General features: G+C 45.9%; 19 protein-coding genes. 9 read left to right on the top strand and 10 right to left on the bottom strand.

The features are described from left to right. Nucleotides 1-234: 234 nt before the first annotated feature. From QUA58_RS21700 to QUA58_RS21690, 3 genes are read left to right on the top strand one after another with little or no spacing between them, the layout of a single operon-like run. Nucleotides 235-432: a hypothetical protein gene (locus QUA58_RS21700; protein ID WP_333395872.1), complete on the top strand. Its 198-nt coding sequence runs from the start codon at nucleotides 235-237 to the stop codon at nucleotides 430-432. Continuing rightward, a complete protein-coding gene (locus QUA58_RS21695; protein ID WP_333395870.1) occupies nucleotides 432-647 on the top strand; it encodes a hypothetical protein in 216 nt (71 codons plus the stop codon). Before QUA58_RS21700 ends, QUA58_RS21695 begins: the two co-directional genes overlap by 1 nt. Next, nucleotides 644-1123, top strand: coding sequence for a hypothetical protein (locus QUA58_RS21690; protein WP_333395868.1), 480 nt, complete (start codon nucleotides 644-646; stop codon nucleotides 1121-1123). The genes QUA58_RS21695 and QUA58_RS21690 overlap by 4 nt, the downstream gene beginning before the upstream one ends. 88 nt (nucleotides 1124-1211) lie before the next feature. Here QUA58_RS21690 and QUA58_RS21685 read toward each other — a convergent pair whose 3' ends face one another. After that, nucleotides 1212-2939, bottom strand: a complete 1728-nt coding sequence (locus QUA58_RS21685; RefSeq protein WP_333395875.1) for a succinate dehydrogenase/fumarate reductase flavoprotein subunit — start codon at nucleotides 2937-2939, stop codon at nucleotides 1212-1214. A gap of 127 nt (nucleotides 2940-3066) precedes the next feature. Further along, nucleotides 3067-3381: a hypothetical protein gene (locus QUA58_RS21680; protein ID WP_333395866.1), complete on the bottom strand. Its 315-nt coding sequence runs from the start codon at nucleotides 3379-3381 to the stop codon at nucleotides 3067-3069. Nucleotides 3382-3797: 416 nt separating this feature from the next. Here QUA58_RS21680 and QUA58_RS21675 point away from each other — a divergent pair, with 416 nt between their 5' ends. Both QUA58_RS21675 and QUA58_RS21670 read left to right on the top strand, forming a co-directional pair. Beyond that, on the top strand, nucleotides 3798-4523 hold the full coding sequence (locus QUA58_RS21675) for a lysophospholipid acyltransferase family protein (protein ID WP_333251711.1): 726 nt from the start codon (nucleotides 3798-3800) through the stop codon (nucleotides 4521-4523). A 155-nt stretch (nucleotides 4524-4678) separates the two neighbouring features. Next, a complete protein-coding gene (locus tag QUA58_RS21670; protein WP_333251712.1) occupies nucleotides 4679-5500 on the top strand; it encodes an alpha/beta hydrolase in 822 nt (273 codons plus the stop codon). 260 nt (nucleotides 5501-5760) lie between these two features. Here the strand turns inward: QUA58_RS21670 and QUA58_RS21665 are convergent, their stop codons facing one another. The 8 genes from QUA58_RS21665 to nadA all read right to left on the bottom strand — a co-directional run bounded on the left by QUA58_RS21665 (nucleotide 5761) and on the right by nadA (nucleotide 12188). Then, complete coding sequence (locus tag QUA58_RS21665) at nucleotides 5761-6366, bottom strand: DUF2996 domain-containing protein (protein WP_333395864.1); 606 nt, start codon at nucleotides 6364-6366, stop codon at nucleotides 5761-5763. Between the two features lie 183 nt (nucleotides 6367-6549). Next, the gene (locus QUA58_RS21660) at nucleotides 6550-7437 is read right to left on the bottom strand and encodes a hypothetical protein (RefSeq protein WP_333251714.1); all 888 of its coding nucleotides are present in this window, start codon (nucleotides 7435-7437) and stop codon (nucleotides 6550-6552) included. 138 nt (nucleotides 7438-7575) lie between these two features. Next, entirely contained in the window at nucleotides 7576-8130 is a 555-nt protein-coding gene (locus QUA58_RS21655) for a hypothetical protein (protein WP_333251715.1), read from the bottom strand. A gap of 337 nt (nucleotides 8131-8467) precedes the next feature. Beyond that, complete coding sequence (locus QUA58_RS21650; protein ID WP_333251716.1) at nucleotides 8468-8584, bottom strand: photosystem I reaction center subunit VIII; 117 nt, start codon at nucleotides 8582-8584, stop codon at nucleotides 8468-8470. Nucleotides 8585-8641: 57 nt separating this feature from the next. Continuing rightward, nucleotides 8642-9151 carry a photosystem I reaction center protein subunit XI gene (locus QUA58_RS21645; RefSeq protein ID WP_333395863.1) on the bottom strand — a complete coding sequence of 170 codons (510 nt, stop codon included), beginning with the start codon at nucleotides 9149-9151 and terminating at the stop codon, nucleotides 8642-8644. A gap of 114 nt (nucleotides 9152-9265) precedes the next feature. After that, nucleotides 9266-9982 (bottom strand): TIGR04283 family arsenosugar biosynthesis glycosyltransferase, encoded by a 717-nt coding sequence (locus QUA58_RS21640; RefSeq protein WP_333395862.1) that lies wholly within the window; start codon nucleotides 9980-9982, stop codon nucleotides 9266-9268. Between the two features lie 366 nt (nucleotides 9983-10348). Further along, complete coding sequence (locus QUA58_RS21635; protein WP_333251719.1) at nucleotides 10349-10966, bottom strand: TIGR04282 family arsenosugar biosynthesis glycosyltransferase; 618 nt, start codon at nucleotides 10964-10966, stop codon at nucleotides 10349-10351. Nucleotides 10967-11219: 253 nt separating this feature from the next. Then, the gene (gene nadA / locus QUA58_RS21630) at nucleotides 11220-12188 is read right to left on the bottom strand and encodes a quinolinate synthase NadA (RefSeq protein WP_333395873.1); all 969 of its coding nucleotides are present in this window, start codon (nucleotides 12186-12188) and stop codon (nucleotides 11220-11222) included. A 346-nt stretch (nucleotides 12189-12534) separates the two neighbouring features. On the opposite strand from nadA, the gene QUA58_RS21625 reads away from it, so the two are divergent. From QUA58_RS21625 to QUA58_RS21610, 4 genes are read left to right on the top strand one after another with little or no spacing between them, the layout of a single operon-like run. Further along, complete coding sequence (locus QUA58_RS21625; RefSeq protein WP_333395860.1) at nucleotides 12535-14043, top strand: restriction endonuclease-related protein; 1509 nt, start codon at nucleotides 12535-12537, stop codon at nucleotides 14041-14043. Further along, on the top strand, nucleotides 14033-17446 hold the full coding sequence (locus tag QUA58_RS21620; protein WP_333395858.1) for a pPIWI_RE_Z domain-containing protein: 3414 nt from the start codon (nucleotides 14033-14035) through the stop codon (nucleotides 17444-17446). Before QUA58_RS21625 ends, QUA58_RS21620 begins: the two co-directional genes overlap by 11 nt. Before the next feature lie 2 nt (nucleotides 17447-17448). Then, entirely contained in the window at nucleotides 17449-20703 is a 3255-nt protein-coding gene (locus tag QUA58_RS21615) for an RNaseH domain-containing protein (RefSeq protein WP_333395857.1), read from the top strand. Then, nucleotides 20700-20843 (top strand): hypothetical protein, encoded by a 144-nt coding sequence (locus QUA58_RS21610; protein ID WP_333395856.1) that lies wholly within the window; start codon nucleotides 20700-20702, stop codon nucleotides 20841-20843. The genes QUA58_RS21615 and QUA58_RS21610 overlap by 4 nt, the downstream gene beginning before the upstream one ends. Nucleotides 20844-20955: the final 112 nt, after the last annotated feature.

Genomic DNA, 20955 nt, shown 5'->3' with positions numbered 1-20955 from the left:
TTCGCTTACGCTGTGCTTATCTTAACGGGGAATTTTCCTTAAGTATTTCTGCTTAGTTCTCAACTGGGATGCTCCCGGGTCAAAAATTTTTTTGAGTTCCCCGGCAAAGTAGAGCAGTTTAAGCCTGTCGAGACACTAACGGACAGTCAAAGGGACTATAAATTTGAGCATTTCGAGACACCAACGCGCAGTCAAGACGGCTATATATTTGAGCATGATGAGCTAAAACGCATCATGGAGAGGCTAAAAGGTTTTGAGACAGTTGAGTTGACCGATGTGTATGGCACATCACTTACACCAGATAGCATAGACAAACGTTTCGGTAAAGATGGTGGAATTGACTGTGTGATCCACATTATTGCTCCAACCGAAAGAGGAGCAAAAAATGTAGCCAGTCGGCTCAGAAATATTATTGTTAATGGTGACTACTAATGGCTTCGCAAAAAATAGCCCTAGAGTTTAAGGATCGCCACCTCACTCGTCCAATCTTGGATCAAATCGTCGGTGCTCAACTTCGCGCTGTTCCAGATGCAACTGAAATTATCATTCGATGTCGTTCCGCTGCGAAAACAGCATACGAAGCAGTTGATTCATATGGTATCAGAATCACAATAGTAGCTAGGGAAAATAATCCTCAAGACTCATGAAATATACTCTAAATTTTTCGCTGAAACTAGAGAAGCACGATTCATATATCGTCTACAACCCAGAAGCATTCGCCGAAACGCCAATTTCAATATCTGTTCCTGATGTTGTAAAAATTTTCGAGAATTTTATTAAAACATTTGAAACAGTAAGCATTACTGAACAGCCTGCAAATAACACTAGACCGAGTGAGGAGAAAACTAAAGATACTACTGCTTTGACAGGCTTGTCTGCTACAGCATATATCTGTCAAGTACAACAACTAAATAAGACGGCTCTCACTAAATTTTGCACTGAACTCACAGAATATTTACAGAAGTGTTGCTCAGAGATTTCAAAGAGTTTTCTTTCTGAGGAAGTCAACGTGTCAATTTCAGGATTAAGAGAGGTAATTGAGGTACGCAACTATCTAGCTACGTTTACGAAAAGTGAAAGAAAGGCTTACCAGAACGGATATTTGTATATCATGGTTATTTGAATATGCAGCCAGTAGTAATTAGGGTGCGTCAGCCATTGGGTAATCATGTAAAAAACAAAATTTATTAAGGGCTGACACACCCGACAACTTAATACTTCCTCTCCTGCGGCTCAAACATCGTAATCGCCACCGGCATATAAGCCAAATCAATCCCCGCAGGTGAATAATAGGCGAGGGTATGCTTCAAAAACTTCTCATCATCCCGCTGAGTAAAATCTTCCCGCGAATGAGCTCCCCGACTTTCCTGCCGGTTCAAAGCAGAAGTTAAAATCATTTTCCCGACAACGATTAAACTCCGCAATTCCAAAGCTTCCACAATTTCCGTATTCCACAACTTGCCTTTATCGTCTAAGTAAACCTCCTCATATTGTCGCTCTAAATCCTCCAATTTTTGCAAACCTTCCTGCATCAATTCGGCGCTGCGAAATACTCCGCAATACTCACTCATCGTATCTTGATACTGCTGCCGAATTTGATTGATTCGATATTTTCCGGGACGGTCTAAAAGTGCTTGAATTTGCTCTTGAGCTTCGTTAATATAACGCTGTTCGTCTACTTCAGGCAACTTGCGATTTTGGACAAATTGTGCTATGGTTGCGCCAGTAACTTTGCCGTAAACTACGCATTCTAATAGCGAATTGCTGCCCAAACGGTTAGCGCCGTGAACTGAAACGCAAGCTGCTTCGCCGGCTGCAAAAAAACCGTCTACCAAACTGTCAGCACTGCTGCGAACTTGCCCGTCGATATTAGTTGGAATTCCGCCCATTGAATAGTGAGCAGTCGGGCGGACGGGCATCGGTTGGTTGACAGAATCAATTCCTAATAAGCGGTGGGCTTCTTCCCAAGCAAAAGGTATTTTGCTCATGATTTTTTCGCGTCCCATGTGCCGCAAATCGAGGTAAATAAAGGGGCCGCCTGCACTACCGTCGAGATTAATTCCTCGGCCTGCGCGAATTTCTAGGGAAATCGATCGCGATGTAATGTCCCTGGGCGCTAATTCCATCCGCGACGGGGCATAATTGGCCATAAATCGATCGCCCTCGGAATTAATCAGATAAGCACCTTCGCCCCGCACGGCCTCGGAAATCAACACTCCCACCGGATACAAACCCGTCGGGTGAAACTGCACAAATTCCATATCTTCCAGCGGCAATCCAGCCATCGCCGCCATCGCCAAACCGTCACCAGTGGAGGCGTAATCGTTCGAGGTGGTGTTGTAAACCCGACCGTAACCCCCCGTAGCAAACATCACCGCCTTCGCGCGCACGACGGCAATTTCGCCGTCTATCAGGTTGAACATAACCACGCCCTTGGCTTGGCCTGCTTCCAAAATCAGGCGCGTGACGTACCATTCCTGATAAATGTGAACTCCGTTACGGCGCAGATTGTTGACTAATTCGTGGAGGATGGCGTGACCGGTTTTGTCGGCGGCGTAGCAGGTGCGGCGGTGGGAATGTCCGCCGAAAGCGCGTTGGGCAATTCTGCCGTCTTCTAGGCGGGAAAAGAGGACTCCCATGTGCTCTAAATCGATGACTACACCGGGGGCTTCGCGGGTAAGGATTTCTACTGCGTCTTGGTCGGCTAAATAGTCAGAACCTTTTACTGTGTCGAAGGCGTGGGCTTTCCAACTGTCTTCGGGATCGACATTTTGCAGGCTGGAGGCCATGCCGCCTTGGGCTGCGACGGAGTGCGATCGAATCGGGTGAGTTTTGGCAACAACTGCTACCTTGAGACTGGGGTCAGTCCGCGCAATTTCTACAGCGGCGCGGCAACCTGCTAAACCGCCGCCTACAATGATTACGTCGTGTTCCAGCATTGTTTGAGTAATTTTGAGTGTTCTCCTCAACTTATCGTGACGCAAAAAAAACTTCCAATCAAAAGATCGGGAAGTTTTTTAACTTTTGATTGGAATGGAAGATCAAAAGTTACAATTTCAAATTAAATTAGCCGATGGTTTCGACAGGCTGCTGATTGGATTGATTTCCCGTTGCAGAAGGTTGATCTTCGGTAGCGGGGTCTACGGAAAGCACTTGAATGTTATTTAGCAGAGTTGTAACGAAACCAAACAGCAAAAAGGGCAGAGACAGCACTAAAATCAAGCCGACTGTAGCCAAGGCGTAGATTTGACGGGCGCTGCTCCACAGGGCGAGTGCTGACGCTAGACTCAGGAAGATGACTATCAGCCAAACAATGATTTGACCGTAAATGTCGCCAAAGGTGAGGGTACATTTAAGGCGATAGTTTTGGATGTTACTCATTTGATGCCTCGGGAGATTGCTATTACGACTTGTCCAAAAATACTTTGACAGTGTGTCAATGCCCACTGTAAATTTCTAAGTTTAGCTGCCGCAACTTGGTTTTGGGGTTGTTGTAAACATTCTTTAATAAGTTGCCACAACACTTGATAAATTTTTGCTTCTGAGGGGGGATTTCGGCCGAAACACTTGGCGATCGCACTCCCAGGCCTAGAAACCGGGTTTTTTACTGTTTTGGCGGGCTGACTAGAAGTAAACGTGCGAAAAACCAAGGTGATGACCGCCCGTGCGTCCAGGATTAGGAAACCAAGGCACAAGCGGAAAGTCTACTTTTTGAGGGATCCCTGACTTGGTAAAGTAATGTTAAGCTGCGTGGGAATGGAATCAACCTTTATAGCGTCGCACCTGTCTTTTCGCCCATGTCTTCAGAAAGCAAATTGCTGATTTCGCGCTGTTTCCTGGCTGCTTTGGGAACGCAGATGTTTATGTACCGCGAAGACCGGATTCCCCAAGAGAACCCGGTGCTGGTGGTGAGCAATCACCGCAGTTTCTTAGATCCTGTGCTGCTGACAGCGGCTTTGGGTCGATCGATCCGCTTTGCTTGTCATCATTACATGGGTCAAGTTCCGCTGATGAGGGAAGTTGTCACGACTTTCGGCGCTTTCCCCTTGGAAGCACCGGAGCACCGACAGCAGCATTTTTTCTCTCAAGCGACAGCGCTGCTGCAAAGCGGGGAGATGGTGGGGGTGTTTCCAGAGGGTGCAGAACCGATGGTGAATTTTACTAAGCCTAATACTGTGGGGAAGTTTCAGCGGGGATTTGCTCATTTGGCTTTGCGGGCGCCGGTGCGGGATTTGGCGGTTTTGCCGGTGGCGATTAGTTCTTTTGAGGAACACTCAGTACGATCGGGTGTACCGCTCAAGTTGTTGAGTTTGTTTGATCCTTCGGAACCGTTGTTCGATCGCGGTGGGTGGCATCCTGTGATAATTTATCAGCGAGTTAATGTTTTAATCGGCCGCCCTTACTGGATTACTGTCGAGAGACAGCAGCAATATCAAGGCAAAAAAGCCAAAGCAGTTGTGGCTGAACTCACAGACCACTGTCAGGGAGAAATTGCAGAATTACTCCAACGAGGTTGTTTGTAAGTTTGTAAGTTTGTTGACAGTTGACTGTTGGCTGGTGTCCGATTTCCAATTCTTTAATCGTTGACTGTTGACTGTTGACTGTTGACAGTTGGCTGGTGTCCGATTTCCAATTCTTTAATCTAAAATCTAAAATCTAAAATCTATTGACTTGAATCATGGCAAATGCTAACAACAAGGTTCGTTTTCTAACCCCCAAACCGCCGAAACCAGATCGGCCTTTATTTGTATTTCTGCCCGGTATGGATGGCAGCGGTTTGCTGCTGCGGCCGCAAATTTCTAAATTAGCAAATCATTTCGACATTCGCTGCTTAACTGTACCGGCTGACGACATGGCTAGTTGGGAGGTACTGGTTAGCGAAACAATTGCCTTAATTGAAGCAGAAAAGCAAGCTGGAAAGCAGCAGCGGCCGGTTTATCTGTGCGGCGAGTCATTTGGGGGCTGTTTAGCTATGAAAACTGTTTTAGAAGCTCCTCAATTGTGCGATCGACTAATTTTAGTCAATCCTGCTTCTTCATTCCGACAACAGCCTTGGGTGCAGTGGGGTTCCCATCTCACTCAGTGGCTGCCGGCGAACCTTTATCCGCTGTCGGTAATCGGTTTGTTGCCGATATTAGCATCATTAGGAAAGATTGGGCGCGACGACCGGCGCGCTTTGCTAGAAGCGATGCAAGCGGTACCGCAACACACGTCTGTGTGGAGATTGGCGTTAGTGCGATCGTTTGATGTTGATGAAAATCAGTTGCGCGGCATCAAACAGGAGACATTAGTAATTGCTAGCGGTGCCGATCGGCTGCTACCTTCTCTAGCAGAAGGGAAGCTTTTAGTCAAGGTAATTCCTAATGCGGAGATGGTGCTGCTGGCTAACAGCGGTCATGCTTGTTTGTTAGAAACAGATGTTAACCTTTATGGGATTATGCAAGCTCGCAATTTTTTGACTGAATCTATTAGTCAGCAGTCATTAGTCAGCAGTCATTAGTCATTAGTCAGTAGTCATTAGTCATTAGCATTCTGTAGGGGCGGGTTTAGAAGAGGATATATGATACAAATGACTAAAAAAAGGGCAAAACCCGCCCTCTCTTTTTTCGTATACTATTTTTCCGATCGCTCCCAATACTTCCGCGCTTGATGTGTTGCTACCAGATTGTTGATTTGCTCCCCATATAATCTGCAAGCGACACACCAAACGCGGACTCTAATGACGAAGGACTCCTATTTGTGATCGCACTGCACTAATGACTAATTAAGATTCAGCCATTTTTGAGCGTTAAGCCGCTGGACTATGCCAAACACCATGAGGTCGAGAGTAATCTTGCGCTCGTCTATCAAAAAAGGCTCTAAAGTGCTGGTATGGGTATTATTTTCAGCACAGGAAAACGCTCTTTGACTTTGAATATTTTCTTGAGGAAAATACAGGTTAAATTGGCGCTGACCTTCTTGGAATTTACCAATTACCTGCCAGCAATCTCCAGCGGTACTCATACCGGCAATGGGGAGTTTTTGCTTGGTAAAACGCACTTCTAAGTCCTTAACGCCCTGCTTAGTCAAAGCAGTTTGCAAGGCGGGCAAATAATCTTGTTGAATAAATTCCGCAAAGGGCTTGTCTTCAACAGCAGGTGCTTTTTCTTTTTTAGCTTTAGCTGGGGGCTTGTCGCCGTCAGCGGCTTTAGCTGGGGACTTGTCGCCGTCAGCGGCTTTAGCTGGGGGCTTTTTAGATTTAGCTGCGGGCTTGTCAGTGCTGGGTAAGTCGGTTGTCTCGGGTGCGTCGGAACTTGGGGCGTTCTCGATCGCAGCACTGGGAGTTTCTGATTCGCCAGCGGTAGGGTTTTGCGGTTCTTCTGGCATTAAGGCTTCCTTGTAAAATTGATTGGTAGGAGTTTTGAGTTGAGATCCGGGCGATCGATCTACTCGATCGCACAGATATTTTATCGAAAACCAAGCTTAAAGAATTGTCAGTCAAAAAACTTTGAGATCGAAACACTCGTTTCCGGGTTTGCCTCTTGACAAATTACAACTCCTGTGCTGATTCTAAATTTCAGCGACAGCTCGTTCAATCAAACGGCGGGCGAGAGTTTGAACGCCGGTGTGTTCGTAGTAATTGGTAGTCATGTCGAGGAATGCGCCCACATAGTCCACCTTATCGGCAGAAATTTCCACAAAACTCTGCAAGTGGCCAAGTACGTTTTGGGGAGTCAAACCTCGATCGCTTACAAAAGAGCTCATCCAGCCAGAAACCGAGTTAAAGCTTTCGCCGATAAAGCCGAGTTGGCCTGCGGGAGAGCCCCCTGGAATCATGCCGCCGATCGACTTAAATGCCTGATTCTCTTGCAAATCGCTGGGGGAGAGCTTTTGAATCCAAGACTGAGTTGCCATGATAAAGTCTGGCCCCAAAGGAATCAAACCATCAAAACAAACCAAAGCAGCCATCCGCATCAGGGATTCGCCGCCGTAGTCGCCCAAGGAAGCGGCAAAATCGCCAATGCTGTCGCCGGGAAGGCCGTTAATTTGGCAAAAAGCGAGCAACTCAGTGACTAACTTCAAAGACAGATCGATCGTCTGAGCTTTTTCAGGCTTGGGAGTGATATTGCCGAGGAACGACAAAAACGAGACATTTTCCGCAACCTTATTAGCGAGGGCAGCACTGCCCAAAGCCTTGTCGGCGCTGTCAATAGTTTGGTAAAGCCAGAGAGCGCGTTGATAGCCCTGAGACTTATCGTTGAAGAGGTAGATGGCGCGATCGCCAATTTGCTGAATCAGTTCTTCGTCAGTTTCGCCAGTAACGGTGCGAATGGTATTTTCAAAGCCAACTAAATTGTTCCACTCGCCGGGAACAACAAAGTCAAGCGCTCGCAAGGCTTTGACAGTCATGTTGTCTTTAGGCAGTGTATCGACTAATTCAAAGACTGTTTTGCTCACAAAAAACTCCTTATGCTGGAACGAAAATCAAAGGTATTACTTTTGGCAGATGGCAAAAACTTCACACTCTCTTTTTGGCAAACTTAGTTTTGATAGCGCCAGACTGGAGTCGGGCGCGGAGTGTGACCAGAGACATTACTACTTGACGCGGGCGAGGCCACCGAGGTTGAATTTTGACAGCCAAGCTTCGCGATCGCTAGCGGTAAAAGAGGGACTGCGGGATTGAACTTTCACCTGATAGCGATTTGCCACTAAAACAGCGGTGATATTAGCACCCTGATTAACGGCGGGATAGCCACCGATTTGCTTGGTACTTTGCTTAAATTTTGCACCTGCCGAGGGGTTGCCGGCAATGTCGTTAATCGAGAGCATCGCGACATTTTGACCGCCTTTGTTCAGCTTAGCTTCAGCAAAACCGGATTTTTCTTGAGCGAAGACGCGATCGAATCCACCGCCCGAAGCCGGGAAGTATTTATTTAACTTACCGCCTGCAACTGCCTTCTTGGGCAGGTTTTGATTACTAGCACTTGATTTGTCAGCAGTTGTCTGCTTGGCTTTAGCAGGTTTTTGGGTGCTTTCCTCCTGGGCTTTGTCCCAGCGGGAGGGGGCTTGGGTTTGACCGCAGGCGGTCACTAACAGCAGTACCGAGATCAGGAATGGAGCTAAGATGCGGCGTGCGGGGAAAAATTGCATCGCTGTCTCCTCATTAGTAGGTTTCCATAACAATTGTGGCTTAGAATTTGGCAATTTGTGTGCTCTGAGCCGATGATTTGTCTTCTTTGCAAAAAAATCCTCTACCTGCAGGCAGAGGATTTTTTTGCAATTATGAGTTTTGAAGGAAGAAAACTGAAAGATTGCTCCACAGATAAATTCTGGGGATGGGGGTAAAGAAACTAAGTTTTATGATAGCCAGCAATCTCAAAACAATTTTTGCTGATTTTCCCTAGATTTATCTAGAAATGTCAGAGCAATTGTTCGTCAATCGTCTTACTTCGGCTTTCCAACTTAGGTCTTACTTTGTGGGTAAAGCTTAGGCGTCGCTTTCGATGTGAATAAACAACAAACCCATTACCACAACTGGCATCAGCCATGTAACGAGCGGAATCAAAATCCAAGGCAAGAAAGAGGCAGCGTAGGTACCTGTCATGTCAAATTCTCCAAACTAAAGTTAGCGTGTTCCAACAGGGATATCGACGAGTGGAGTCTAATTGTTGACTAAACCCCGGAAAATGGCATCAACGCCCTTAAAGTTTTCGAGCAAGAAGTAGGCAGCAAAGACGCCGCTCATGCCGCCAATGAAGAAACCAGCGGTTAACTGGCTCCATCCTTCAGCATTTCTGAGGGAATCGGGAGTCATGGGATTAGCACTGGGGTAGCTGATGTTGTCTTGCTGGAAAGACACCAAACCGTAAGCAGACATACCTAGTGTGCCGAGTAGAACTATCACGAGGGCTGTAATTAGTCCGCCGAGATTAGCGGCTTCTGGATAATCCCGCAGGGGTCCGAGGACGATTTCGGGGCCGACGAGGAAATAGCCGTGTGCCAAACCGATTTCTAGACCTCGAACTAGGGGCGAGAGTCCTTTGCGGTAGATTGGCAAGTTCCCGATAAATGCTTTGGTGAAATCAGAAGCACTGATGGGAGTTGCTAGATGACCCGTGAAGGGGTCGCCGTTAAAGGGTTTAATAAGTTCTGCATCTCTGGGATCGGCCATATTCTCTTTTTCCTCGCTGTGCGTAAATTTTGAGGCGTTCAAGTCATATTTTACGCAGGGACGGGCTTCCTATTTGCATAAATGCTACCGAGCTTTAGAAAAGTTCACTATTCTTTAGTTTTCAGAAGAATTTTTCTTTTGTCCTCTATACCAGAAAGCGAGTCGATCGGGCGACACTCCCAAGAAATAAGCGATAATTACTATTTGATTGATGGCAGTGGTTTTGAGTACCCCAAGCTGCTGCCAGCGGCGGTCGGAGGTCAGCACTGGCTGGGGCAATATGGCGATGCGGCCTTGTTTTTTCAATCGGCGCACGAATTCAAAGTCTTCCATCAGGGGTAAGTCGGAAAAACCGCCGATTTTGTCAAAGGTAGCGGAATACAGAAAAATGGCTTGATCGCCGTAGGGCATTTGGAAAAAGTTCGATCGCCAGTTTACCCCTGTTTCTACCAGCCGCAGACAGAGCCTGCGCCCATCAATTTTGAGTGGAAATGCCCCCCCTACTATGAACGGTTTAGCTAATGCCATGCGCGCGTCAGAGTCGTAGCCTGGGGGTAAAAGAGTGTCGGCGTGGAGGAACAGCAGGATATCTCCAGTAGCGGAGGCGGCACCTGCATTCATTTGAGTAGCGCGGCCTGGGGCGGTAGAGATAACTCGCACGCCCAAAGATTGGGCTATATCTGCGGTGCCATCGCTGCTGCCGCCGTCGGCGACAATGATTTCAACGTTTTTAGCATTTCGGGCGGTGGAGATGACTGGGGCGATCGTAGGTGCTTCGTTTAAGGCTGGAATAATAATGGAAATTTTGAGATTCGGATTTTCTGATGGCATACAGAATTAAGCAGCCCGCGAGAGAGATGGCGGGTTTTGTACAAAGCTTATCTGTTATTCCACAGATTCCGACAGTTTGAGGTTTTACGCATGGGGCCCAGAAACCGGGTTTCTACGAGTTTTGGGTTGAGTTGCAATAAATATAGCCACAAACTCGGTTTCTACTCAGGGCGACGAATTGCGATCGATGCTAAACTTTGGCTTTTTGTCGCGCTTGCGACTATTGTCGCAAGCGCTGTCTAACCGCTGCATTCGGTCAGACAAATACACTTACTATATTATGACCTTATGGTTTCACAATCAAGTGTTTTTAATTAATTAAATATGACAATTACTAATGACTTACATCGCCTCAATACAGTTTAGTTATTTCAACATATTCATATCTAAACCGAGCAAATCCTCCGGTAGATCGATATCTGCAAGGGTGGGAAGCTCGGCAATTTTCAGAGCGAGGTTTTTGGCGATCGCCCGCGTAGCAGCAAATACCTCATTAGTTCCCCAGTTAATGCCGCCAAACAATTCCGGTACCGATCGCCGCAGCCCGATTAGATAATAACCTCCGTCTTTTGCCGGCCCCAAAACTAAATCGTGCTGGCTCAGTTCGTCAAAAGCTTTTGCCATGATTTCTGGTTTCATAGCGGGACAATCTGTTCCGATAATTACAGCTTTGTCAACCCCCGAATTAAAGGAGTTTTGAAACGCTGCAGTCATTCTGGCACCTAAATCGCCGTCTGTTTGATTTTGATAAATAACATCGGTTCCCAACCAGTCTTGCATCTGTTGTGGGCTGCCGCCTGTGTAATGAATTTCTACTGATAATCGGCGGGAGTTTTGGAGAGTGAGCGCGTGGGCGATCGCCTTTTGGGCCATCAAGCGGTGAAGATTGGCAGCACCTGTTTTTCCCAGCACCGGAATCAGTCTAGTTTTGGTTTTTCCGGGTTCGGGGTAGCGGGTGAAAATTATCAGTTTTTCTGGAATCATACCATTTTTGATTTTTGATTTTAGATGGGAGTTTTTGCACAACAAATCACACGATCGAGCGGGTAAACCGCAGATTTTAAGCAGATAAACACAGATAAACGCAGATAATTTATAGATTGTCTGCGATTGAGTGCAATCCAAGTCTAATATTGGTGGGTTGGGCGCGGTTTAATATTTGTTTTTTGGTAACTTAAGTTAATTGTCGCACCCAATTTACCCTACAATAGGTTAACCGAAAATTGGTGATTTACGGTTAGCTCATTTCTAGCATTCGCTGGATTGGTTTCAAGGCGGCCCGTTGCAGTTCTTGGGACATGGTAATTTCGGGAGTTTGATTTTTGAGGGATAGGTACAATTTTTCCAAGGTATTTAATCTCATGTGCGGGCATTCGTTGCAAGCACAAGTATTATTGTTGCCAGGAGCGGGGATAAATTGTTTGTGTGGTGTTTGCTTTTGCATTTGGTGAATTATTCCCGGTTCAGTCGCGACAATAAATGCTTGGCTGGAACTCGATTGAGTATATTTGAGCAAAGCGGCGGTGGAACCGATATAATTCGCGTGGCTAAGTACGGGAGGTTCGCATTCTGGGTGGGCGATGATTTCGGCTTCGGGATTTTCGATTTTGAGTTGAACTATCTTTTTTTCTGAGAAGTTTTCGTGGACGATGCAGGCTCCTTGCCAGAGTTCCATGTGTCTACCGCTTTGTTCGATGACGTAGCGGCCGAGATTGCGATCGGGCCCAAAGATTATTGGCTGATTTTCAGGAATTTGGTTGACAATTTTGACGGCGTTGGAGCTGGTGCAAATTATGTCGCTCATTGCCTTTATTTGGGCGGTACAGTTAATGTAGGAAATAACTAAGTGTTTTGGTCGATCGGCTTTGAATGCTGCAAAGGCTTCGGGCGGGCAACTGTCGGCGAGGGAACAACCTGCATTTAAGTCTGGCAATAATACTAATTTGTCTGGATTGAGGATTTTGGCGGTTTCTGCCATGAAATGAACTCCGGCAAAAACTATGACATCGGCGCTGGTGTTGGCGGCTTTGCGGGCAAGTTCTAGGGAGTCGCCAATGAAGTCTGCGATGTCTTGGATGTCGGAGTCTTGGTAGTAGTGGGCGAGAATGACGGCGTTTAACTCTTGTTTGAGGGCGTTGATTGCGGCAAACAAGTCGTCGGGCAGTCGGGTTTGGGTAAAGTTGGGAGCAGGTGCGGTGGTAAACACAGTTAGAATCTTGGGTGAATGGTGGCGGCTGGACTCAAGTGTATTTTGAATTATAGTTGAATTCACCAAAAACGGTTGCAAGCGGCTGGTTGGGCCAAAGCTAGAAAATTGGCCGTAGGTTAACCGACTGACTGGCAGCGGCAGCGAGATTTTTCCATCCACAAGTTGACTTAGCTAAATTTTTACCCGATCGGTAAATTAGACTGAAAGCTCTGTCCCGCAAGACATTCACAGGGCAATAACTACCTTGAGCGACAAGTATTTTGAGTGGCCTCTATTGACAGTACCAAATTACATCGTTTAATGTAACCATAATGCAACGTAAAGAAGCTGGGTCTATACATCTATGTACTTTGAGGACGATCGCCAGTGGCAGGGAACTGCTGAGTTTCTGACAAAAGAACTAAAACGACGGATTGAGCAGCTCGGGCTATCTGTGGAACCCCCAGCGGTGCGAACGGTGCGATCGTGGAGAGCCAAGCAACTGCTTTCGCAGCCGAAAGGGCAAGAATTTCGGTTTCGACAAATTTTAGAAGGACTGGCAACAGCACTTTTGCTCCAGAAAGGTTGGACGCTGGCGGCGATCGCCCAAGTTTTACCCTCATTCCCCGATCTACTCTTGGAGCAACAAATTATTGCCGAGTCCGATCGCCAAGACCCAACATGGTTGCCACTAATGCAAACAGCGACATTGCCATTACCCACAGGACACGCCAGCAACCTGGATCTGGCAGAAGATGCTGTTGTCTTGCTAGCGCAGGGAATTCTGCGGCAATACATCAGAACTCTCAATCGAGAAATTGTCCGCCAAGAGGACAGTATGCCATCAGAACTTTATCGGGCAATGTGCAAATTGGGCCGGCTGTACATCGAAGCCGGAAAAAGCGATCGCGCGGCTTGCGTGCATACCGTTTTGGAACGTGCTAGATATCCTCTCGATCGGTGGGACTTAAATATTTTTAGTCAACCAGATTTTCGCTTTCGTCAAGCAATTCTCATCGATCCAGACTTGCGAGTACCGACCCCAGATTGTGCGGAAATTGCTAACTCCAGAGGTACTTTTGGCGAAGATAATGCGATCGAACACCGCCTGTACGAACGGTTGATCGAGGCAACTGAACGATTGGGAAGTCGCCAAAAGCACAAAGCTTATACGGCTTTGCGATCGCTATTTGGCAGCCGATCGCTCATCGGAGAACACCAACTCTTAGACTACTTGCGTGACAACGATTTAACCCCTTTACAGGGAATGATTGTTGACACCTTTTTTGATAGCGTGCCGGATATCTGGTTAATTAACGGACAGGCTCATCGCTGCGCGTATTGCGGTACGCTGATGCGCCCCTATCCCGATACAATACTTTTTACCGACGGGCGATGTCCGATTCGCCAATGCCTCGGTCACGATTCCTCAACAGCAAAAGTTTCGGAGAACTTAGACCAAGATCGAGACCGATTGCTGATTGCCAAACCGCAGATTTTAACCTATTGGACAGGGCCGGGAATTGACGAATTAGCAATTTTTGATGCAGCCATAAAAAACGGACTCGATGCCGAACTTTACCCAGAATCCGACTTGTGCGATATCGGAATTAACCGTCGCAATATTGGCATTGATGCTAAGTCGTATACCAGTCCGGTCTCCCTTGCCTTGCGCCTCAACCGCAGCATCGGAGGGCTGATTCACTACCGCCGCCGCATCATTGCCGTCAGCGATAGATTAATTGAGGAGCGACCGGATTACCTCTCTACTTTCCGGTCAGCGATCGATAAAAAAGGCGATACTGCTACTCTCGAAATTCTGTCTGTTTCACAAGTCATTGAGTTGTTAAAGGCAATCAAATATGAGAATTAAAGCTGATTTATGGACAGGGATCGATCGCATTTGCTGGTTGTGCGTTTTAATGGCAGAATTTTTAGATACTAATTCCCTAGAATATGCTCCTTTAACAATATCGGGAATGGCGAGTATCGTCAATGCACCCGCGCTGGCAAAAGCCCGCCAAGCCATTTTTAATATGCGCCTGATGTCCCTGGCTTACGTGACAGAACAGTCAGTTAAACACGCAGTTGCTATTTATAACGATCGCCACTACCGCGACAAAACTCAAGGAACCTATAAAATTAACTTAGAAACACTTTGTTTTGAACGCACAGACCCCCTAGAAGACCCTTTAATTACCAAAGCCCGTCAAATTCTCAGTCAGCCTTTAGCACACCAATTTTACAGCACCAGCTTTGCCGATCCTCGCCAGCCAATGGCCGTGGCTTTAGGTAAAGAAACAACAGCCGCGAGAGTGCCAATTGGCCCGATCGCTATCCCGCTTGCACCGCGCCGCAACCATTCCCTCGAACACTTGCCGAAAGCAAAAATCCGCATTCCCCTTGCGGAACTTTACGAATTAGCAGTTGAGATGGATGAACGCGAAGCAAATCACCCTGAAAAAAGACAGGGTAGCTGGGTAAAACGGTTTGAACATTTTGCGCTTAAGGTGCCAGAAATTGGTAAAGGTTTGCGAGAAGAAACATTCATCGAATTAGCAGGCATCAAGCACTTAATTGGACTGCCAGGATCGGGCAAAACAACTTTGCTAGTATTGATAGCTGTGTGGTTGGGAAAACGCGGTTATAAAGCGATGTTTGTGTTTCCCTCCATTGAAGTTGCCAGACAGTACATGGCCGAACTAGCATTTCACGAAATTAAAGTGGGAATGCTAGTCGGTCAAAGCGATGGAACTCGTCGCCGACACGCTAACAATATTGCCGAGGCGATCGCAGCATCAGGAGGAAATGGCGGCTTTGGCTATAGTTTGGAACAGGCAGAAACTTTTGGCTTAAATTGCGTCTTACCTGCGTTTTCAAGTGCCGATACTTCGATGTGGGGATTTGGTTACGCACCGTGCAACGAAATATTACAAAGTGGCGGTAAAAATGGCAAAATGAAAAAGTATCTCTGTCCGGTTTGGACGATGTGCGGCCGCAACAAAGCACCCCGCGATTTGTTAGATGCTAATATTTGGGTCGGTCACGTTCTTTCAATGGATACTGAAGTTCCACCCCAGGCGATTCGCGAACGAATTCGTTATTTTGAATTGATTGCCCGGACATTTGATGTGGTAGTTTTTGACGAAGCAGATATGGTGCAATCAAATTTGGATGCTTACGGTGCAGCAACCTTAAAACTTTCTGGGGCGAAAGAATCTATCCATTTAGCCATTCAACAGCAAATTCACAATCCTTTTGCAGGTGGCGAAAATTATCGATTGTTCGATCGCAATGTTGAACTTTACAGCCGCGATTTATCGGAATTTGGCGACCTCAACACATCGTTAATTACAGCGGTTCAAAATATGCCTTCATCGCCAGTCGGCAAACGCTATGAAAATCAGTTGTTAACTGTTTTGAGAATAGTCAGCGATTTGTTGGATGGCTTTGAGAAATTTTCTAAACGCGATCGCCTTGACGAAGAGGAAGTCAAACAGGGATTTAGCAAAAGTCGAGCCTTGAAAGAATTCTGGGAAACGGCAGCTTACCATGCTTTTTACGATCGCACTGGCATTGAACCGCACGATCGGCTGAACTTAGATATGTGCGCTCAAAGGCTGGGAATCAACCGATCCACCCTCAAACTGCAGTGGGAAACTCAGATTCGTTATTTTCGGCGTTATTTAGCAGAAAATCTGATCGAACGGCGCGACAAGATTGTCAAAGAAATTGCCGAATTGTTTTTGCCTTTGTGTTTTAAGGATGCGACTGCATCAGCCGAAGCTCAGGATACAATTACCTTACTTGTTTGTGTCACTTTTGTAATTTTAGGCTATCAGCGGATTGTCCCGGAAACGAGAACAATGGTAGCAGAAGGACTGATTCGGGAACCGATTGTCGAATCAACGGCAACGCCGGAACTGCGACAACTGATTCCTGAAAATATTTTGGGGTCTTTTTCAGGCGTGAAATACAGTTACCAATCAGCACAAACTACTCGAACTCAAGCCCGAAATGTGGAACTGTCTTATATCATTTTTGTGGGCGCACCTCGGATGTTAATGCACCGCTTTCACAAGTTATTTGAGGCAGATGGCGAACTGACAGGGCCGGCAGTTTTAATGACTTCAGCTACCTCATTTCTCGAAGCAAGTCCTGCTTATCACATTAATTCTGGGCCGGATTATCTGCTGCAACCGCGCCAAACAGAACACGATCCCAAAAAGAGCAAATACCGCTTCAAATGGCTGCCCGATCGCGAATTTCGCGATGAACCTCTCCGATATAGCGGTGCAGGCGAACAACGCCATCGCAATTTAGAAAAAATGGTAGACGCGCTGGTACGGGGAGGAAATCAGAAATCGGAAATTTACAAATCCATCCTCAAATTTGACGTGCAAAATGGTATTTACCGCAAAGCTGCCTTAATTGTTAACAGCTACGAACAAGCTCGCACTATTAAGAACTTTATCAACGATTACCATCCAGAAATCGGCAAAAGAACCAAAGCAGTTGTCAATTTTCTCAAAAATGGAGAGCAACCAACAGATTTCGTCACAACGGCTCAGTGCGAGGCTTTAGGAGATGATGAAACTTGCGATATTATCATTTTTCCGCTGTTGGCGATCGGTAGAGGCGTGAATATTGTTTTCACCAAAGGAGATAGGAAACTCGATGCAGCAATTGGTACAATTTATTTTCTCACCCGTCCCCATCCCACCACTGACGATACGCAACTTTTGTACAGCCTCGCCGGAAAAGCTACCCAAGAATTTGACAGTCGAGTTTTTAGTGAAACAGAAGATTTGTCAGCAATTTCTAATGCTTGGAAACAGTCGAGAAGACAACTGTGGAAAACGGCGAATCACCTGTTGCGCGAACCTCTAATGGCTAGCCGCTTGGGTGAAGATTTATTCAAACCGTTTACGGCAAATCAGATGGTTGGGATTTTGCAAACCATCGGGCGCGGGATGCGAAATGGGTGTCCGGTACAAGTTTACTTTGTCGATGCAGCTTGGGCAATTAAATCTACTAAAAATGAACGTGACTCTGGGCGGGACAGTATGCTAGTTCAGATGCGAATTATTTTAGAAGAATGCGTCAAGCATCCCGATTCAGTGATTCGAGAAATATATCAAGAACTTTACGGGGCATTTCTCGACCCCATGCGACGCATTGAGGGCGTAGTTTACCCGGAAAGTTTACGCGATTCAGGAGGTTTGACAGAGGAAGAAGACGATTTTGATGATTTTTCAGCTTTCTTGGAGATGTAAGGATGAATGACGAAATTTTTGATGAAATTGCATTCGATGATGACGGTGAATTAAAGGAAACTAATATTACTGGAGATGCAACCATGAATGACGAAGTTTTTGACGAATTTGAATCCGATGATGACGAACAAACTGAAGCAACTGTGTTTTCAGACACTCTTTACATTCCTCTTGCAAATAAGAGTCTCAAAAAAATCCCCCTAGCTTTTACTGTGCCGGACAATATCGAGCCAGTAACGGTCAAAGGCTTGACGCTAGCTTGGACAAAATCTGCTTTACATGAGCTTTCGATCATCCAAAAAGCTATTACTAATGCTGATAAGACCCTAAAAAATCTCCCTTACAAGTCGTTGCGAGGCTTGTTAGAAGTAGGACTTGACAATGCAGAACGGATTCAGTCTAATTTAGGCTTGAGTAACTATTCGTTGAATCCTAAAAATGTAAAAGATCCTGAACCGTTTGCTTACTTAAATTGCGAAAGTACGGAAGATATCCTGAAAGCGTTACGCCCAATTATCAACGAGTGGATTACAAATTCTCTCAAACCTTTTGCTGAAAAAGAAGATGGGCTATCGGAAGTTATCGACCGTTTGGAAGATTTGCACTATCGAAAAGAGTTGCTGAAAATTACTGTGTTAGAGTCTCAAGTTTTACCGTGGAAATGGTCAGCATCAACAGGAACAACTCAGGGAAAAAATGATGATTATCGCGCGTTAGTTGATTGTGCAGCTCGCGCGATCGCCGGAAAAGAGATTTTTCAGGGGCTAGGAACAATGAAGCGGGTTATTTCGAGCAGCGGCAGGCTGACAACTGGAAAAGCAGAGTTGATTACCAATCCCATCACTCTACCAAAACACGCGGGAAAATTCAGTCTGGTGATATGCTTAGAAGTCGTAACCTATCCTTCTTTGCACCAGCCTTTGTTGAAGATTGATGTCTCCAAACGCCGCTGGTTCAATAAGTTAAAACCTGCAAATTATAACTCAGGAAATATTAGCGGTTTTGTCTTTTCTGATGACTACAGCGATCGCACTTTTAGCTACACGGTCTTTTCGCAGTCCGAGAAACCGGAGAAAAATCAACAGGACAAAAAGAAAAATTGGGTTTGGGCGATCGATAAAGATTTTGAAGCATTGCGCGGCAAGCTCAAACTCCCGCTGAAAACGCCTAACGGTCAAAATATTGATGGTTCTCAAATTGCTTTGGGTCAAGCTTCAACAGCACGCTGTCAAGTAATGTTAACTTACCGCAACGGACTGCAAGAAGGGAAGCACGGGATTGAGGCTGGCGTACTGGAGATTGATAAATTAGAAGCTTTTGAAAAAATTACTGAAATTCTCAAGCCTATCGGCTTCAAACCTTTCGATAATTACTCGGAAGTAAAAATCAAAGGCACAAGTCACAAAAAAGACGATACACCCTCGCGCATGATTAACTTGCCTACTCTGTTAGGTGCTGCTTTAGAAGTTCTAGAAAAAGACGACTGTTCTGATTTGACTCCCAAATATCTAGAAAGCTTTGATGACAATGAGTTAAACAGCTTGCTAACCAAACACCTTGATACCAATTTAGAAAACATTTCAAAAGGCAGAAAAGCCCTTCAAGTGGTTTGTCAATTAAAAGAACTCAAGGCGATGATTCAGGCAAACCAGGAAGCTATGCGTCGGCTATACCCTGACGAAAAACTGTTGCTCGTTATCTTTTATGAAGAACATTTGCAAACCGAATTGAACCTGCTGCAAGCAATGATTCGCGTTCTATGGGGTGGTGCGATCGAAGTTATTGCTAATCGTTTACCAGCAAACACTCACGGGCCGAGAGAGTCATTGCCCGGTGCAAATTTGAAAGCGAAAGAGCGATCGCGCCACCGCATAGAAGCCTGGGACTCGATCGTCAAACAAGAGGCTTTACGCAAGCAGCGAACTTTTTGCCTGGTAATGGCGCGGGAATGGTATCCAGACAACAAACATGACGATCGCGTGAATAAACCCTCATCCCGTCAAGCACTGGCTACCATCGCCGGTTCTTGCGTGCAGTTTCTGCTACCGATTGAGAAAACTAAGGAGAAAAATATTCTCAATCTCGATAATTTTTCCCATAGAGTACAAGCGGCTCTAAAAGACTTACTTTGGGCTCATTCTGGCCGCATTGATGATGTCAAAGCAAAGGTAGACAAATGGTTAAAAGACATTCCTCAAGAAGCCAGACCAAAAGAAATTATTGGGATTACGATCGTCCGCAAACAGAAAGGTCGCGTTCGCGGTTCTATTGAGAAGACATTTTTACCAGTTGCTATGCGTCTCAACGTGGAGACAGGTGAGTGCGAACTGTGCTGTGCTTATGAAAAAGGCAATAGTTTACAAATCAGTCCTTGGAGCAAGTTTTCTGAGGCGATCGCCTTCATTTCCCAAATCTCCCCCGTAAAACTGGCTAATGATAAAAGTGGGCGTGAAATTCGTTTCATGAAATTTGTCGAACAGATTATTTCCACTTCTGTAGACAAGGGAAATCAACCATTAGTTACTATCGATTCTTCCAACTGCGTGCAACTTTGGCCTTGGCTTGCCGATTCTAAAATGAATGCAAATCAAATTAACCTCGGTCAGCAGTACGAGCGGATGCAAGATGCCTGGAAAGGCGCGCGGATAATTCGGATTCGCCAAGACCTCGCCCCTGGAATTATCGATAAAAAAGTCCGATATTTTGCAGAAACTTTTCTGGAAGATCGGCGAACAAAAGAAGAATTAACTTCAACCTGTGAAATTCCTTCTGCTTCCAGTGCCATGAAGTTATTTCGGCTGAATTCAAGAAATCAAAACAGCGAAATTAATCAAACGGGTTGTGTTGCTTACCTTTCTGTAGGACGTAAAACACTCCATCATGAATCGCGCGGTCAAAGTTGCTACGGCGAAACCCAAATCAGCGCAATTTTAAAAGTCAAAAAAGAGGAGGGTTCGCTAGAAAAAGTTTTAAACGAAGCCGGATTAGAGGTTCACAAAATCGGAACCCGTCCGCCTTATATCGGACACTTGCCAACTCCTAATCCCCTTGAAATTGTTGTGACTTTGCGACAAGAAAATGACGATCCAGATCGCCTTGCTGCGCTTGTAGAATCTCTGCGCTATGGTTTCGGCCATTACAGCGACTGGTCTAGTTTACCTGCTCCCCTGTTCTTCGAGCGTGTCGTGCGGGATTACATCAGCGAATTTGTAATTGAAGATGAGGAAGTGGAGGCGGAACCAGATTTGGAGGAATGATGCAGTCTAGGGGCGCTGTCGCGACTTGTTTGAGTGTGATGGCGTTGCTGTGGATGATTGACGGGCTTGAATTTAGGGCGATCGCTTTTAATGTCAAATTTAATGTCAAATGGCGAGAGAGTTTTGGCGATGGGGAGTAAAATTTGCAGATGTTGAGAAAATCTAGAATCTAGAATTTAAAATCTACAATCCTCTGAGGAGGCTGCACTGTATAATTAGTCAAGGCTGGATTTGCCAAAATTGGTGAGTGTA

It is taken from the genome of Microcoleus sp. N9_A1 (assembly GCF_036701795.1).
Classification (GTDB): domain Bacteria; phylum Cyanobacteriota; class Cyanobacteriia; order Cyanobacteriales; family Microcoleaceae; genus Microcoleus.
This window is presented reverse-complemented; position numbering and strand designations above follow the sequence as displayed.

Excerpts from the sequence above, each read along its gene's own strand:
- QUA58_RS21615 (WP_333395857.1), top strand. The coding sequence starts at position 17,449 with ATGAATGACGAAATTTTTGATGAAATTGCATTCGATGATGACGGTGAA.
- QUA58_RS21680 (WP_333395866.1), bottom strand. The coding sequence starts at position 3,381 with ATGAGTAACATCCAAAACTATCGCCTTAAATGTACCCTCACCTTTGGC.
- QUA58_RS21690 (WP_333395868.1), top strand. The coding sequence starts at position 644 with ATGAAATATACTCTAAATTTTTCGCTGAAACTAGAGAAGCACGATTCA.
- QUA58_RS21625 (WP_333395860.1), top strand. The coding sequence starts at position 12,535 with ATGTACTTTGAGGACGATCGCCAGTGGCAGGGAACTGCTGAGTTTCTG.
- QUA58_RS21685 (WP_333395875.1), bottom strand. The coding sequence starts at position 2,939 with ATGCTGGAACACGACGTAATCATTGTAGGCGGCGGTTTAGCAGGTTGC.
- QUA58_RS21640 (WP_333395862.1), bottom strand. The coding sequence starts at position 9,982 with ATGCCATCAGAAAATCCGAATCTCAAAATTTCCATTATTATTCCAGCC.
- QUA58_RS21610 (WP_333395856.1), top strand. The coding sequence starts at position 20,700 with ATGATGCAGTCTAGGGGCGCTGTCGCGACTTGTTTGAGTGTGATGGCG.
- QUA58_RS21655 (WP_333251715.1), bottom strand. The coding sequence starts at position 8,130 with ATGCAATTTTTCCCCGCACGCCGCATCTTAGCTCCATTCCTGATCTCG.
- QUA58_RS21670 (WP_333251712.1), top strand. The coding sequence starts at position 4,679 with ATGGCAAATGCTAACAACAAGGTTCGTTTTCTAACCCCCAAACCGCCG.
- QUA58_RS21635 (WP_333251719.1), bottom strand. The coding sequence starts at position 10,966 with ATGATTCCAGAAAAACTGATAATTTTCACCCGCTACCCCGAACCCGGA.
- QUA58_RS21665 (WP_333395864.1), bottom strand. The coding sequence starts at position 6,366 with ATGCCAGAAGAACCGCAAAACCCTACCGCTGGCGAATCAGAAACTCCC.
- QUA58_RS21695 (WP_333395870.1), top strand. The coding sequence starts at position 432 with ATGGCTTCGCAAAAAATAGCCCTAGAGTTTAAGGATCGCCACCTCACT.
- QUA58_RS21700 (WP_333395872.1), top strand. The coding sequence starts at position 235 with ATGGAGAGGCTAAAAGGTTTTGAGACAGTTGAGTTGACCGATGTGTAT.
- QUA58_RS21645 (WP_333395863.1), bottom strand. The coding sequence starts at position 9,151 with ATGGCCGATCCCAGAGATGCAGAACTTATTAAACCCTTTAACGGCGAC.
- QUA58_RS21675 (WP_333251711.1), top strand. The coding sequence starts at position 3,798 with ATGTCTTCAGAAAGCAAATTGCTGATTTCGCGCTGTTTCCTGGCTGCT.
- QUA58_RS21650 (WP_333251716.1), bottom strand. The coding sequence starts at position 8,584 with ATGACAGGTACCTACGCTGCCTCTTTCTTGCCTTGGATTTTGATTCCG.
- QUA58_RS21620 (WP_333395858.1), top strand. The coding sequence starts at position 14,033 with ATGAGAATTAAAGCTGATTTATGGACAGGGATCGATCGCATTTGCTGG.